At 61.2% G+C, this 14,583-nt stretch carries 10 protein-coding genes; 1 reads left to right on the top strand and 9 read right to left on the bottom strand.

Going from position 1 to position 14,583, the window contains the following annotated elements:
• Positions 1 to 37: 37 nt before the first annotated feature.
• The 3 genes from F8N49_RS02645 to F8N49_RS02635 are packed head-to-tail and all read right to left on the bottom strand — an operon-like array spanning position 38 to position 1,802.
• Positions 38 to 709 (bottom strand): GNAT family N-acetyltransferase, encoded by a 672-nt coding sequence (locus F8N49_RS02645; RefSeq protein ID WP_151550725.1) that lies wholly within the window; start codon positions 707 to 709, stop codon positions 38 to 40.
• A 12-nt stretch (positions 710 to 721) separates the two neighbouring features.
• Positions 722 to 1,168: a GNAT family N-acetyltransferase gene (locus F8N49_RS02640; protein ID WP_024014846.1), complete on the bottom strand. Its 447-nt coding sequence runs from the start codon at positions 1,166 to 1,168 to the stop codon at positions 722 to 724.
• 10 nt (positions 1,169 to 1,178) lie between these two features.
• Positions 1,179 to 1,802, bottom strand: a complete 624-nt coding sequence (locus tag F8N49_RS02635; RefSeq protein ID WP_122751243.1) for an FMN-binding negative transcriptional regulator — start codon at positions 1,800 to 1,802, stop codon at positions 1,179 to 1,181.
• A 93-nt stretch (positions 1,803 to 1,895) separates the two neighbouring features.
• Between F8N49_RS02635 and F8N49_RS02630 the strand changes: the two genes are divergently transcribed.
• Positions 1,896 to 3,446: a PLP-dependent aminotransferase family protein gene (locus F8N49_RS02630; protein ID WP_151550724.1), complete on the top strand. Its 1,551-nt coding sequence runs from the start codon at positions 1,896 to 1,898 to the stop codon at positions 3,444 to 3,446.
• Here the strand turns inward: F8N49_RS02630 and F8N49_RS02625 are convergent.
• The 6 genes from F8N49_RS02625 to F8N49_RS02600 all read right to left on the bottom strand — a co-directional run bounded on the left by F8N49_RS02625 (position 3,403) and on the right by F8N49_RS02600 (position 14,224).
• Complete coding sequence (locus tag F8N49_RS02625) at positions 3,403 to 8,007, bottom strand: dermonecrotic toxin domain-containing protein (RefSeq protein WP_151550723.1); 4,605 nt, start codon at positions 8,005 to 8,007, stop codon at positions 3,403 to 3,405. The genes F8N49_RS02630 and F8N49_RS02625 overlap by 44 nt on opposite strands.
• A gap of 141 nt (positions 8,008 to 8,148) precedes the next feature.
• Positions 8,149 to 9,243 (bottom strand): polyamine ABC transporter substrate-binding protein, encoded by a 1,095-nt coding sequence (locus tag F8N49_RS02620; protein WP_151550722.1) that lies wholly within the window; start codon positions 9,241 to 9,243, stop codon positions 8,149 to 8,151.
• On the bottom strand, positions 9,240 to 10,265 hold the full coding sequence (locus tag F8N49_RS02615) for a histone deacetylase family protein (RefSeq protein ID WP_122751239.1): 1,026 nt from the start codon (positions 10,263 to 10,265) through the stop codon (positions 9,240 to 9,242). Before F8N49_RS02615 ends, F8N49_RS02620 begins: the two co-directional genes overlap by 4 nt.
• A 155-nt stretch (positions 10,266 to 10,420) precedes the next feature.
• Positions 10,421 to 11,416 carry an AraC family transcriptional regulator gene (locus F8N49_RS02610; protein ID WP_151550721.1) on the bottom strand — a complete coding sequence of 332 codons (996 nt, stop codon included), beginning with the start codon at positions 11,414 to 11,416 and terminating at the stop codon, positions 10,421 to 10,423.
• A 245-nt stretch (positions 11,417 to 11,661) separates the two neighbouring features.
• On the bottom strand, positions 11,662 to 12,666 hold the full coding sequence (locus F8N49_RS02605; RefSeq protein ID WP_151550720.1) for an asparaginase: 1,005 nt from the start codon (positions 12,664 to 12,666) through the stop codon (positions 11,662 to 11,664).
• Between the two features lie 109 nt (positions 12,667 to 12,775).
• Positions 12,776 to 14,224 carry a sodium:alanine symporter family protein gene (locus F8N49_RS02600; RefSeq protein WP_076564612.1) on the bottom strand — a complete coding sequence of 483 codons (1,449 nt, stop codon included), beginning with the start codon at positions 14,222 to 14,224 and terminating at the stop codon, positions 12,776 to 12,778.
• Between the last annotated feature and the right edge of the window lie 359 nt (positions 14,225 to 14,583).

The following is a 14,583-nucleotide window of genomic DNA, read 5'->3' as shown; positions in this document are numbered from 1 at the left end:
CGCGAGCAGGCTCGCTCCCACAGGGGCTTTGTGACGATCAGCTACGGCACTCGGCCAAGCCTTTCACCTGGCCATCAGGCGTCTGGTTTTCATCGCTCAGCCAGCGCTCGAATCCCGCACCGATCGCCGGCCATTCCGCATCCAGAATCGAATACCACGCGGTGTCGCGGTTCTGCCCCTTGACCACCATGTGCTGGCGAAACACGCCTTCGAAACTGAAGCCCAGACGCTCGGCTGCGTATTTGGAGCGGGCGTTGCCGTTGTTGCACTTCCATTCCAGGCGCCGGTAACCCAGCTCGAACGAATACTTGGCCAGCAGGTACACCGCCTCGGTGCTTTTCGGCGAGCGCTGCATCGGCGCACCGAAAGTGACGTGGCCGATTTCGATGCGGCCCTGCGCCGGAACGATCGACATCAGGCTGAGGATGCCTTGGACCTGACCAGTCGCACGGTCGATGACGCTGAAGAAGTACGGGTCGCTGTTGGCCGCATGATTGTTCAGCCAGTCGTTGAACGCGCTGCGCTCGCGAAACGGACCGTAAGGCAAGTAATCCCAGAGCTTCGGATCGGCACCCGGCCCTTCGAGGGCGGCGTACAGTTGCTCGGCATGCCGCGCTGGGTCAAGTTTTTCCAGACGAATGAAACGGCCCTCGAGCAGGGTGGCGGAGGGGGCGGGGACGTCTTTCCAGTCAGCGAGTGAAGCGGTCATGTGCGCGTCTCCTTAAAGGGCTTTACGAAACTGGATGAATCCCGGACGTTCGGCAATGCGCTCGTAGAGCTGGATCGCCGTGGCGTTGGTTTCATGGGTCAGCCAGTGGACTTTGCAGCAACCATCAGCCTTGGCGGTAGCGTAGACATGCTCGATCAACAGCCGACCGACACCGGTGCCACGGGCTTCCGGCACCACCAGCAGATCCTGCAGATAGCAGGAATTTTCGATGCTCCAGTTCGAGCGATGATAGATGTAATGCACCATGCCCAGCGCTTTGCCTTCAGCCCAGGCGAGGGCGGCGTGGGTCGGTTCGTTCGGGTCGAGAAAACGCTGCCAAGTGCTTTGGGTGACAGCGTCCGGCAGTTCCGTGTTGTAGAAGCGCAGGTACGCCTGCCACAGCGGCAGCCAAGCGGCGTGGTCATTGGCGCTGACCGGGCGAATGTCGATCTGGGTCATGGGTAGATCCTTAGCGCATCAGGCTGGCAAGGGTTTGGTCGTTGGCGTCGGGGCTTGCGGCGAGGCCTTCGCGCACCCCGGCAATATCTTCGGCGCTGCGGTTCTGGCTGAGCTTGCGTTTGCCTTCGAGGCGGTCGATGGGAATGGCGAAACCGACGATGGCTTTGAGCATGGTGTCGATGTAATCGGCTGGCGCATCGTCCACCGACCACGGCTGGGCACGGCCTGCCTCGTGACGGTCGGTGAGGGTGCTGACGATGTCGAGCAAGCGGCCGCCATCGCTGAAGGTCTCGGCCTGACCGTAGGCGTGCACGGCGACGTAGTTCCAGGTCGGCACGACCTTGCCGTGCTCGGCTTTGCTCGGATAGAAGCCCGGGCTGACGTAGGCGTCCGGGCCGGCAAAGATCAGCATGGCCTCGGCGCCGTCACGCAGGTCTTTCCACTGCGGATTGGCCTTGGCCAGATGGCCGTAGAGCGTGCCGTATTCGCCCTGTTCGCGATGCAGCAGCACCGGCACGTGGCTGGCTTGCAGGCCGCTTTCGCCGTGGCTGACCAGAATGGCCAGGCGCGTGGCGAGGATCAGTTCGTGCAGTTGGGACAAGTCTTCGATGGCAAAGGCGCGTGGCGTGTACATGGACAGATTTTCCTTGGCGAATGCCTGCATCCTAGGCAGGCTATTGGTCCGTTGTAAGAGCCATTGCTGAGCCATTTCATAGGTCCATTCGCCATGCCTGATCTGCCACCCTTGTCGATGCCTTTCAATCCGGCCGGAATCGAGCTTGATCGCCGTCAGGGCCTGAGCCGCCAGCTCTATCAGGCGTTACGCCTGAGGGTGCTGGATGGACGTCTGGCCAGTGGCACGCGATTGCCGGCCAGCCGAGACCTGGCCTCGGCGTTGGGCATTTCCCGCAACAGCGTGGTGCGCGCCTACGATCAGTTGTATGCCGAGGGCTTTATCGAAGGGCGCGTGGGCGACGGCACTTACGTGGCGCAATTGGCTCAGGCATCCACGCCTGAGAAAAAACTATCCACAAATTCATCCACAGGCTTGTCAACAGGCTTACCCACAGCCTTATCCACAAATTGGCTGGATTTACCTGTGAATCCATCCAGCAAAGTTATCCACAGCGACGGATTTTCCCGCATTGAAAAGCATCATTTGCCGCGACCACCGAGCGGTCCGCCGCGTGCTTTTCGGGTGGGTGTGCCTGCATTCGATCTGTTTCCGTTCGAGGTCTGGGCCAAGCTCAACGCGGCTTTCTGGCGCAAACCGGATCTGCAGCAGCTGTGTTACGGCGATCCGGCCGGTGACGCGCGGCTGCGCGGCATGATTGCTGCCTATTTGCGCAGCTCGCGGGGCATGCAGTGCACGGCTGAGCAAATTGTGATCACCAGTGGCGCGCAGCAGGGCATCAGCCTTTGTGCACAGCTGCTGGTCGAGCCAGGGGACGGTGTGGCGATCGAGAATCCGGGCTATCGCGCCGCCGGACATGCCTTCGCTGTAGCGGGGGCGAAATTGCATGGGGTGGCGGTAGACAGCGACGGCATTGATTGCAGCGCCATGGCTCAGCTCAGTGATTGTCGGGTGGCTTACGTGACGCCGTCTCATCAGTACCCGACCGGCGTGGTGATGAGCCTGGCCCGGCGTCTGGAGCTGCTCGCCTGGGCCGAGCGTGTCGGCGGCTGGATCGTCGAGGATGATTACGACGGCGAGTACCGCTACACCGGCGCACCGCTGGCGCCGTTAGCGGCACTTGATCGTCAGGGGCGTGTGCTCTACGTCGGCACGTTTGGCAAGGTCGCTTTTCCGGCGTTGCGCCTGGGCTATCTGGTGCTGCCGCCCGCGCTGGTCGAGGCGTTCGCGCAACGCCGCGCCGTCGATGTGCGGCACTCGGAGGTCAGCACGCAAGCGGTGATGGCCGAATTCATGGCCGCCGGGCATTTCCAGCGGCATATCCGCCGCATGCGCCGGGCTGCGCTGAGCCGACGCAACTGCCTGCTCGAAGGCTGGCCGACGGTCGCCGGCGTCGGTCAACTGCCCGCCATGCCGGCCGGGCTGCACTTGACCGTCGCCGTGGACAGCATCGAGCGCGAGCAGCAATTGATCGCTCGGGCCGCTGAGGTCGATGTCGAAATCAACGGCCTGAGCAGCTACTGGCTCCCCGATTCGACTACGCCCATGGATAAGCGCGCCGGCCTGGTGTTGGGGTTCGCTGCTGTACCAGAGCCAGCAATCAAAGCGGCGCTGTCGCGTCTGCGGCAGGCTTGGCGAGATTGAAGAACAGCGTTTCGGCGCTGCGACTGGAAATTTCGCTGCGATGGATTTCAATCAGTCTCTGATTATCCACATCGGTTATTTCAGAGGTGCCTCCGAGGCGGTGCTGGGCAACTGTCTTCATGTGTCCACGCAAAAATGCGCCATCGGGCGCGTCGGCGCTGCTGTAATGGAAATGCGCATAGCAGAGGATTTTGTCGGTATGCGCATCGCGAATCTGATACTCGTCGAGGAAGTCATTCTTATGGCGCCTCAGGCGCCGTCGGGTCAGGGTTTTCGAAATGTTCACTTCGCCCTTGTCCTTGAGCCACTCGACCCCGGCGGCTGTTGGTAGTTGTTGCTTGACCAGACGGATTCGCGTGCTGGTGCCCTTTTCCTCCAGCGTCGTAGCCGCAGCGTCGAGCTTGTGGTTGAGCGTTTCGGACGGTTCATGCAGAGCTGCGGTGAGGTTACTCGCCGTCAACGCTTCATCGATGGCGGCACCGGCCTTGCGCAACAGGGCGGCGTGGTTGTGGTATTCCTCTTCGACTTCCACCGGAATGCGCGAGCCGCGTTTGAGGCGCGCCTCGATGCGCCGATGAAACGCCGCCAGCCCGTCGATCAAGGCCTGCCCTGCGCTGATGCTGTTGTTGAGGTTGGGCCGGGCTTTCGGCGACGGTGCCGGCCGTGCACTCTGTTCGACCCAGATACCTGGCGACTCCTCCTTGAATGTCGCGATGACTCTCGTCAGTGCTGTACTGACCTCGACCAGATCGGTGTCTTTGCCGTCGAGGCTTTTTTTCCGTTCGCCGACCAGGATGCCCTTATTGCGCGTCTTGATGATCTGCCGATTCGAAGATGACGCAGAAGGTCTCGACGGACCGGCTTGCGGCACCAGTAAATGCCGGTAGCGCAACAGATCGGCGAGTCGATTGTCGGCGCTTTCCTTGAATGCGGCCACGCGCGCCTGCAACTGCTTGAGTCGCTCCGTGTGTATGTGTTCGGAATATTCACTCGCCAGGTCATCGAATCGCTTGTCCACGGAAGCAAACTGTTCGCTCACCTGGCTCAGGGCGTCGATGCGGATGCGCAGATCACTGAGGCTTTCATCGGCGCTAAGGTCCCGTGAACTCTGAACGTTCAGTGCGGCATCTTCGAACAGACCGGCCAGCGCTTGTTGTGCCTCGACATGAGCGGTGGAATCGCCGGGCTTGATGCAGGTGTACTGGCCGAGACTGATCTGCAGAGTCTTCAGGTCATCCAGCGGGTAGGGCGCCAGGCTGATGTTGTATTTCTGCTTTATATCAAGGCCATCCGGTCCCAGCCTGGTGAGCTCCTCCATGCAGGCTTCAGCCGACTCCATTTTCTCGATAATGGTTTGAGTGACATCGTTCAACTGTTCAAACGCAGAGGTGGCGGCCTGCGATTCGCTGCGCAGTTCGTCGTCGAGTATCGCCTGCACCGCCAGTACCCGCTGCTGGTAATCCGAAGCGTTATTACTCAGCCACTCCTGTCCCAGAAACAACTGCATGTCCAACCGCTCCGGCATTACCGTGCGGTAGTTGGGAATCGACTGCTTGCAGTTGAGCTGCTTGATCAGCTTGATGTTTGCGGCATATTCGTTGTGCTGTGAATCGAGCGTGGCAAGGTACTGCGCAAGCGCTTGCTCGCGTGCCTGCGCAGGGGCATCGTGCAGGCTGTTGCGGTCTGCATCGAGACGGCTCCCTTTGCTCTCCATCGTCAAATCGAACGCAGTAATCTGCTCGGCCAATACGGCCACCTCCTTGTTTCTAATGCCTTGCGCGGCTTGGCGACCTTCCTCCAGTCCGCCGCCGCGCAAACGCAAGCGCAGATCGATTACCCACTGGCCGTTGGCGGTATAGGCCAGCCTGGGTCCGGCAGGTCGGGTGGGCTGACGCGTATCGACGATGTGCACATCGCCATGCGCGTTGCGCGCGACTTCGAACCAGCGTTCACCGACGCGGGCGTACCATTTGTCTGCGTGGGCGTAGAGGCCTCGCTGCGCACCCTCTCTGGTGGCAGCGCCAAGCCCTTTGGGCTTGGCGAGCTTGAACGTATCCAACAGCTTGGCGAGGGCCAACGGGGATCGTTTCAACGCCGTGATGCTGTCGATCGATGTGCCATGGGCTTCGGTCAATTGCGGGCCGGTGATGTCCGGCTGGCGCAGCGCTTTGACGATTCTGGCGGCAGGTTTGCTCGTCGCTGTGTCCTCTTCGAGCGTTGTGGCCACGGGCGTCGATGGCGCATCACCGATTGCCGCACGATGGGCGAGCACCATGCCCAGCGCCAGAAGGATATCGGCGATGGCCGTCCAGGCGACTTTCGCCGATTGCTCGTTGGCGCCGTCGGTGATTTCCTGCAGATCATCCATGATCTGCCAGATCCACGCCGCTGTACCTACGCTGCGGCCCAGAAACGGCAGTGCGGCATTGAGCATCACCCATCCACCCTGTTTCAGCGAGGCCCAGCGTGCTTCTGCATCGGAGACCGATTGCCGGTCGGCTTGAGTGACAAGCGCCTTGACGTTGCGTTCGTGCAGGGTGGCGAGGACATCGCTGGCGATCACCTGAGTGCCCAGCGCGACCGCGCCTGACATGTCCAGTGCTGTGGTCGGGTTGATCATCAGTTGCGGGATCGTCCACACCGACGGCAGCCTGGCGGTGAAGACGAACTGGCTGTAATTGAAGCGCACATCGTCCGGCAACCAGGCCAGTACCGAGTCGCGCAGATGTCGCGAATGCTGGATCGCAAAAAGCAGATTGGCCGGCCCCGGATATTGCAGCAGAGCTTTGTCGAACAGCGGTCGATACAGCACGCACGGCCCTTTGTCGGCATCGCGCGGGCCTATGACATACATGTTGTCGACAGTGTCTGCGGTGGAGCGGCTGCGATGGGCCACGAACGCCAATGGGCGAATGACGATTTCCTCACCATCGACGTAGCGTTCTGCGTCAGTCGTGGCCAATGCGGCAACCACGTATCGATAACCCGATTCGTCAATGCCGGCTCTGCCCTGGATCTTGTGCTGCAACGCCAGCAATGGCAGCTCGACGCGTAGCTGACTGGTATAGAGCCTTTCCAACCGTGACGCTTGCTCTGCGTCGTCTATCAGTACGGCCTTGAGATGCGCCGGGTAGGTCTTGCCGATGTCGACCGTGCTGACCAGTTTTTCCAGAAAAGTCGCGCTCAACCACTCGGGTACCGGGCTGCCATCCTTGTACCGCACAGTCTTGTTGCCCAAGGGCAGGCCAGCGAGGTTTTGCAGGGCGAGCTCGGTCAGCGTCCATGTCTGAGTCTGAGTATTTCCCGGCAACACAAACGTGCCCCAGACCACGAGACTGGTGATGGTGATTTCGATGTTGTCGATGTCCAGGTCTTTGGCGTCGGGCTGCTCCTTGAGAATCTGTTTGATCAGCGCTGCCCGAGTGAACGCCTGCAGGCTGGTGATTTCGTTCTGAAAGGATTTGCCGTTGTTCTCGTGCTGCAGCGTCGTCAGGTCCAGCAGGTGCCGGCTGTAACGTGTCTGATCGATGGGCAAGGCGTCGTTCAGCCAGTCTGGAAGCATCGGCTGTAAACGCTCGAAGTGCGCTTCGAGGCGCGGTGTCGGTTGTGCCGGTTTGCCGGCCGTGCCGGTATGCGGATAGACGCGTTTATCAGGGGAGTCCTGAAAAAAACTGATTTTGCCCAAGGCATCCGCTTCCAGGGAAATCAGGGTGCAGGCCTGCTGGTCGAAGAAATTTCCCTGCGGTTCGACCAGCCGCCACTTGAGATCTTCGCCAGAGGCGCTTGCGCCATATATCCGCAGCAGAGCTTCGCCGAGTTCCTCCAGTGAATCGAAACGCTGAAAGCCCTGAGTAATCGCGTGGGTGAGAATCAATGTACGGTCTGCGATGCTGCCGACCAACACTGCGGCGTCGAGCAGGGTCAAGTGGCTTTGCGTGTCGGCGTTCCCCCGATCGAGATCAATCAGATATGCCTTTGCCGAGTACGGGTCGGGGGCCAGGCGTTGTTGCGGGTCGGGCTGTTTGAAAATCGCCTGGGCCATGGCGATTTCATCGGCATCCCAGCCGACGCTGGCATCGACGTTCCACAGGTTGCGCAGTGCCTCGGACAATTGCTGCCAGCGCGGTTGCCCGGGATAGGTGAACTCGTCCCAGTAGTCGACGTGCTGCTCCTTGTAGGCGATGAACAGCAACGGTGCCAGTTCGTTGAGCAACAGGCCGATCGCATCGATCTTCACCGGCAGATGCGCAGGGGCGGGCACGCCGGGTTGCAGGGTCAGGTAATGCTCACCATCGAGGTACGTCACCGTGGTACCGGACAGGCCGAGCCGCACCAGGGCGTTGGTCAGCGATCCAGCCTGATACCCGTCGGGTATCACTCGACCATCCACAATGGTCCAGGTGGGTTGCACGACCATCGCCAGACGCGGGTCTATGTCGAGATTCGGATACAACGTCTTGAGGGCTTCGCGCAGCGTTTTTGATGCGACTTCTTGCAGCGAGGGGCCGGTAACCAGCTGAGTCACGATATCGACGGCACTGGCTTTGGGAATGGCGGTCATGTTGGTTTCCTGCTCTGTCGGGACGCCGCGAGGGCGGCGGAGCAGGGCAAGTTAAAAGGCGCGACAGCGACCCGTGCGGTAGATAAAGCTGCCAGGCAAAAAAAGACCCGCCTCGGCGGGTCTTCGGCAAACGAGCCGGTTTCAGGTCCCGGACTTGATTTTCGTCCAGGCTCGCGTGCGTGCACGCTCGGCATCCCGAGGCAGCGGCTGCAAGGTGTAGAGCGTACTCATTGCCGCATCGGTCGGGTACAGGTTCGGGTTGTTGCGAATGGCCGGATCGACCAGGCCGGTGGCATCCTTGTTCGGGTTCGGATAGCCGACAAAATCGCTGACCGGGGCAATCACCGCAGGTTGCAGCAGATAGTTGATGAAGGTGTAGGCGTCCTCGGTGTTCTTTGCGCCCTTGGGAATCGCGAGCATGTCGAACCAGATCGGCGCACCTTCCTTCGGCAGACGCATATCGACCACCACGCCGTTCTTCGCTTCCTTGGCGCGGTTGGCCGCCTGCGAGAAACTGCCGGAATAACCGACGGCCACGCAGATGTCACCGTTGGCGATGTCGGCCATGTATTTGGAGGAATGGAAGTACGTCACATAGGGGCGGATCTTCAGCAGCAGCGCTTCAGCCTTGGCGTAATCCGCCGGCTTCTTGCTGTTGGGGTCCAGACCCAGGTGTTGCAGGGCCAGCGGCAGAATCTCCGACGGCGAGTCGAGCAGGGCGACGCCGCACTGCTTGAGCTTGCTGATGTTCTCTTCGTTGAAGATCAGGTCCCAACTGTCCACGGGCGCATTGTCGCCCAGCGCTGCCTTGATCCTGGCCGGGTTGAAACCAATCAGGATGGTGCCGTACATGTACGGCACGGCGAACTTGTTCCCCGGATCATTGGCCTCGATCAGCTTCATCAGTTTCGGATCAAGGTGATTCCAGTTCGGCAGTTTGCTGCGATCCAGCGGCTGGAACACCCCGGCCTCGATCTGCTTGGCGAGGAACACGTTGGACGGCACCACCACGTCATAACCGGAATTGCCGGTGAGCAGCTTGGCTTCGAGTGCTTCGTTGGTGTCGAAGATGTCGTAGATCAGTTTGGTCTGGCTGTTCTGTGCCTTGAAGTCGTCCAGCGCCTTGGGCGTGATGTAGTCGAACCAGTTATAGACGCGCAGCGTGCGTTCTTCGGCGTGGGCGCCAGCGTTGAGCAGAGCCGCGCACAGCGCCGAGGCGATCAGTCGCTTTTTCATTGTTCGAAACCTTCCAGCACGTTCACTGCGTTGATGCCGATTTCTTCCACCGCGTAGCCACCTTCCATGACGAACAGGGTCGGCTTGCCGAGGGCGGCGATGCGCTTGCCCATGGCCAGATAATCCGGGCTGTCGAGTTTGAACTGCGAGATCGGGTCGTCCTTGAACGTGTCGACGCCGAGGGAGACAACGATGATGTCCGCGCCATAGCGATCGATCTCGTCGCAGGCCTGATCCAGCGCCGCGCTCCACACATCCCAGCCGGAACCGGCCGGCAGTGGATAGTTGAAATTGAAACCTTCACCGGCGCCTTCGCCGCGCTCGTCGTCGTAGCCGAGGAAGAACGGAAACTCCGCTTCCGGGTGGCCGTGGATCGAAGTGAACAGGACGTCGCTGCGTTCGTAGAAAATCGACTGAGTGCCGTTGCCATGGTGGTAGTCGACGTCAAGGATCGCAACTTTCTTGTGGCCCTGATCGAGAAAGGCTTGAGCGGCGATGGCGGCGTTGTTGAGGTAGCAATAACCGCCCATCAAGTCGCTGGCGGCGTGATGTCCCGGCGGACGGCAGAGGGCGAAGGCCGCGCGTGCGCCACGCTGGATTTCTTCTTGTGCGGTCAGGGCCACTTGCGCTGCGCTGTAGGCCGCTTGCCAGGTGCCGGCGGTAATCGGCGCGCCGCCGTCGAAGCTGTAATAACCGAGCTGGCCGTGCAGGCTGGTCGGTTTGATCGCACGCAGCGTGCGCGCCGGCCAGGTGTAGGGCAGCAGGTCGCCGTCAGTGTTGAACTCGGTCCAGCGTTGCCATGCACCTTTGAAAAATTCCAGATAGTCACGGCTGTGAATGCGCGCGATCGGCTCCAGGCCGAAATCCTTCGGCGCTTCGACCGCCCCGAGATTTTGCTTCTGCACGCGTTGCAGCACATGGTCGGCACGCGACGGCATCTCGAAGCACGGCTTGAGCTGGCCATCGATGAGTTCGCAGCGGCCGTGGTGCAAGTGGTGATCGTCTGAGTAGATCGTCAGCATTTGTTGTTCTCCGCAAGGCTGATTCGGTGGTCTTCAGTGTTGCGGCGCAAGTTGAATCGGAGAACGTCGGGAGCGGCCAAAAGGGGATCGATATGGCCAAAACCTCTGACCGCAATTCGCCCCTTGTTCATGCAGGCTCATGCCTGGAGCAGACATCAATGCGGTCGGAACTGACTCGGCGCCACGCCGCTCCAGCGCACAAACGCATGGCGGAAACTCGCGGTCTCGCTGAAGCCCAGCGTCTCGGCGATCCGATAGATCGGCAGCTGATCCTCACACAACATCTGCTTGGCCCGTTCGAAGCGCAGTTCATCGAGCAGTTCCTGATAGCTGCTGCCCATGTCTTTCAAATGCCGGCGCAGGGTGCGCGGTGAGCACTTCATCTGCTGCGCCAACCCCTCCAGGCCCGGCGCGGCATTCAATTGCGCGCTGAGCAACTGCCGAATCCGCCCCAGCCAGGCCTGGCGTCCGGTGAACTCCAGATTCTGCTTGCGGCAACGTTCGGCCATGGCCTGATGGGTGATCGCGTCGGCCAGCGGCAGCGGCTGATCGAGCCAATGGCGGTCGAAGGCGAAGGCGTTGTCCTTGGCTGAAAAGTGCAGCGGCGAGTCGAAGGGTTCGGCGTAGCTGTCGCGGTAGTCCGGCGCTGCATGTTCGAAGCGCGTGGCCCGCAGCGGCAGGGAATGGCCGAGCAAGTCGTCGCAGATGACTTTCAGGGACACCAGACAGAATTCGGCATTGAACACCGCCATCGCCGCGCTTTCACGGTAATCAGCAGCGACGAACCAGACCTGCTCGCCATCGTCTTCCAGGCTCAGTTCGAACAGCGTGCCCAGCAGCGCCGGATAACGGATCGCCAGCCGCAAAGCGTCACCGAAGGTGGCACAGGTCAGCAGGGCGTAACCGAGCATGCCGTAACAGGACACGTGCATGCGCCGACCCAACTCAAGACCAATGTCACGTTTGAGCGCGACCGCGTTGGTGCAGACCTGCATCTCTTGATGGGTGGTGATGCGCGTATCGGCACGCTGCAGATCGGCCGCCACGATGCCGCTGCCAGCCAGCAGCGCCTCACTCGACAGGCCTTCGGCCTTGAACGTGTTGAGGATCAGCGAGACCGCGTTGAGGGTGGTGAGGTGGGAGTGGAGCATGGGATCTTCCAGCCTGGAGGTGGCTGGGACGCAGCAAGTTGCATGCCGCAGGCCCTCACCCCAGCCCTCTCCCAGAGGGAGAGGGGGCCGAACGGGGGATATTGCAGAAATACACCGACGTGAGACACCGCCGCCGAATCCATAATCGACACTGTTTATCAGGTCGGTGTATAGCGCAAGACACTACGATCAGTTCCCTCTCCCTCTGGGAGAGGGTTAGGGTGAGGGGCAATCCAGCGCCGTGCTCAGATCAACTCACCACACAAATCCAGTTCGATCAATCGTCGCACTTCCGCCGTTTCCAGCCCGGCCCCCAGCAAGCCATGCAACTTGCCGAACGCCGCCTCGCGCGTCATGCCGCCACCGGACAACACGCCGACCCCACGCAAGCGGCTGCCGGCCTCGTAGATATCCAGCTCGACCCCACCTTCATGGCATTGCGTCACTGCAACCACCACCACGCCGTTATCCCGTGCGCGGCCAAGGCTGGCGAGGAACTCAGGGTTATCGCTCGGACCGGTCCCACTGCCGTAGCATTCCAGCACCAGACCTTGAATGCCGCTGTCGAGCAGGCCGTCGAGAACCTCGGCACTGATCCCGGGAAACAGCGGCAACACCGCCACTTTCGCCAGTTGCTTCGGCTGGTTGTAGTTCAGCGCGACTGGGATCGACGGCGCCTTCACACCACCGCCCTGACGCTCCAGGCGTTTGAACGGATGGCGGCCGAAGCTGCGCACTTTCGCGCAGCGGGTCGGCGCCAGCAGTTCGCCGTGGAAGTACAGGTGCACGCCCGGCGCCAGACCCTGGCCGAGGGCGACCAGCGCGCCGCCGAGGTTTTCCCAGGCATCGCTGTCGGTCACGCCCGCCGGCAACATCGAGCCGGTGAAACACACGCGGGCATGCAGGCCGAGCAACTGAAAACTCATCGCCGCCGCGCTGTACGCCAGGGTGTCGGTGCCGTGCAGGATCAGCACGCTGTCGCAGCCTTGCACGTCCACGGCATCGACCACCGCTTCGCGCAGTTGCTGCCAGTAGGCCGGGGTCATGTTGGCGCTGTCGATCAGCGGCGACATTTCCCGAAACTGCCACTGCGGCACTACCAGCTCAGGCTGGCTGTGCAGGTAGTCGCGCATCCGCGCTCCGAAACCGGACGCCGGGGCCAGACCGTTGGCGCTGGCCTGCATGCCGATGGTGCCACCGGTGTAGAGCACCATGACGTGTTGAGCGGCGGGATAGGTCGACGAACTCATAGGATTCTCCGAAACGATGAGGGCCTTGCAGGAGCGAGCAGGCTCGCTCCTGCAGGTTATTGCATCACAATAACTGACGGGCGCGGGGGATGCGCCCGTCATTCACCTGTCAGCGTTGCGCTGCAGGTACGCCTTGCGGCGAAGTTTCAGTCTGGCCCGCTGCTGCTGGCGGGTTGACCGGCCAGGCGTTGCGATCCAGATCCAGATCGGCGAATTTGCTCGAATCAAACACTGGCTGTTTGACGCCGGCGCGACGCTGCTCATCGTAGTCGCGCATCACGCGCAGGCCGACCTTGAACAGCATGGCCAGGGCCACGAGGTTGACGAAGGCCAGACAGGTCATAGTGATGTCGGCGAAGGCGAACACCGTCGTCAGGTCCTGCATCGAACCCCACACCACCAGCGCCAGCACCAGGCCGCGGAACAGCATCAGCAGGGCGCGGTTGCGGCTGAGGAACTGCAAGCTGTTCTCGCCCAGGTAGTAGTTGTAGAGGATGCAGGTGAAGACGAACAGTGACAGCGCGACGCTGACGAACATGCGACCCCAGTCACCGACCACGGCCGCCAGCGAGTTCTGGGTCAGGACGATGCCGTCACCTTCGAAGCCCGGGGTGTAGAAGCCCGACAGCAGGATCAGCAGCGCGGTGCAGGTGCAGATCACGAAGGTGTCGAGGAACACGCTGAAAGCCTGGACCACGCCCTGCGCGCCCGGATGCTTGACGGCGGCCACAGCGGCGACATTCGGCGCACTGCCCAGGCCCGCTTCGTTGGCGAACACGCCACGCTTCACGCCCATGACAATGGCGCTGCCGAGCAGACCCGCAAACGCCGGGTCGAGGCCGAAGGCGCTCTTGAAGATGGTTTCCAGCATGGCCGGTACGTGTTCGATCTGGGTGCCGATCACGTACAGGGTCACGCCGATATAGGCCAGGGTTTTGATCGGTACCAGCAGGTCGGAGACCGAAGCGATGCGCTTGATCCCGCCGATAAAGGTGATGGCCAGCAGCACCGCGAGGACGATCCCGGTGTGTTGCGGGTTGAAGTCAAAGGCGTTCTGCAGCGAGTGGGTCACCGTGTAGGACTGCAGGCCGATGAAGGCGAAGCCGTAGGTGACCAGCAGCAGAACGGAGAACACTATCGCCATGCCCTTGAGCTTGAGCCCGTGCTGGATGTAATACGCCGGGCCACCACGGTACAGGCCGTCGCCATCGGCGCGCTTGTAGACCTGGGCCAGGGTGCACTCGAAGAAGCTGCTGGACATACCGACCAGTGCGGTCACCCACATCCAGAACACCGCACCCGGACCACCGAGGGTCACGGCGATGCCGACACCGGCAATGTTGCCTGCACCGACGCGGCCGGCGAGGCTGAGCATCAAGGCCTGAAACGAGCTGAGCTGTCCGGCGCTGCCTTTGAGGCTGTCGCGGAACACCGCGAACATGTGGAAGAAGTGACGCAGTTGAACGAAACGCGAGCGAATCGTGAAGTAGCTACCGAGCCCGACAATGAGCACGATCAGTACTTTCCCTGAGAGGAAGTCGTTGATGACTTCGAGCATGGATTTATCCTCGCTGTTTTTTGTGGGTGCAAATGCTGGATCGGAGAAACATCGTGTTACACCGGTCTGCGCGCGGCACGACGGGTGAGGCGAAGGTTTCGTCCCGGATCCATATCGCGGGTTTTGTTATTAGTTCGGGTTTCGCATGGGTTATGGCCTCGTTACCGACGACCGCTCACGCGAAGAGGGGCGGCACTATACCGATCAGTGGCGCGCCCGTCTGCACGGTAGTGGTGCAAGCGACGAAACGAAGCTTTGAAACACTTGGTGTTTGTGGCGAGGGGATTTATCCCCGTTCGGCTGCGAAGCAGTCGTAAACCATTGCACGCGGTGTTTCTGGTACATCCTTATTGTTGGTA

The sequence above is a fragment of the Pseudomonas sp. GXM4 genome (assembly GCF_008923895.1).
GTDB lineage: Bacteria > Pseudomonadota > Gammaproteobacteria > Pseudomonadales > Pseudomonadaceae > Aquipseudomonas > Aquipseudomonas atacamensis.
Note: the sequence above shows the minus strand (reverse complement) of the source record. Positions and strands in the feature narration are given on the sequence as shown.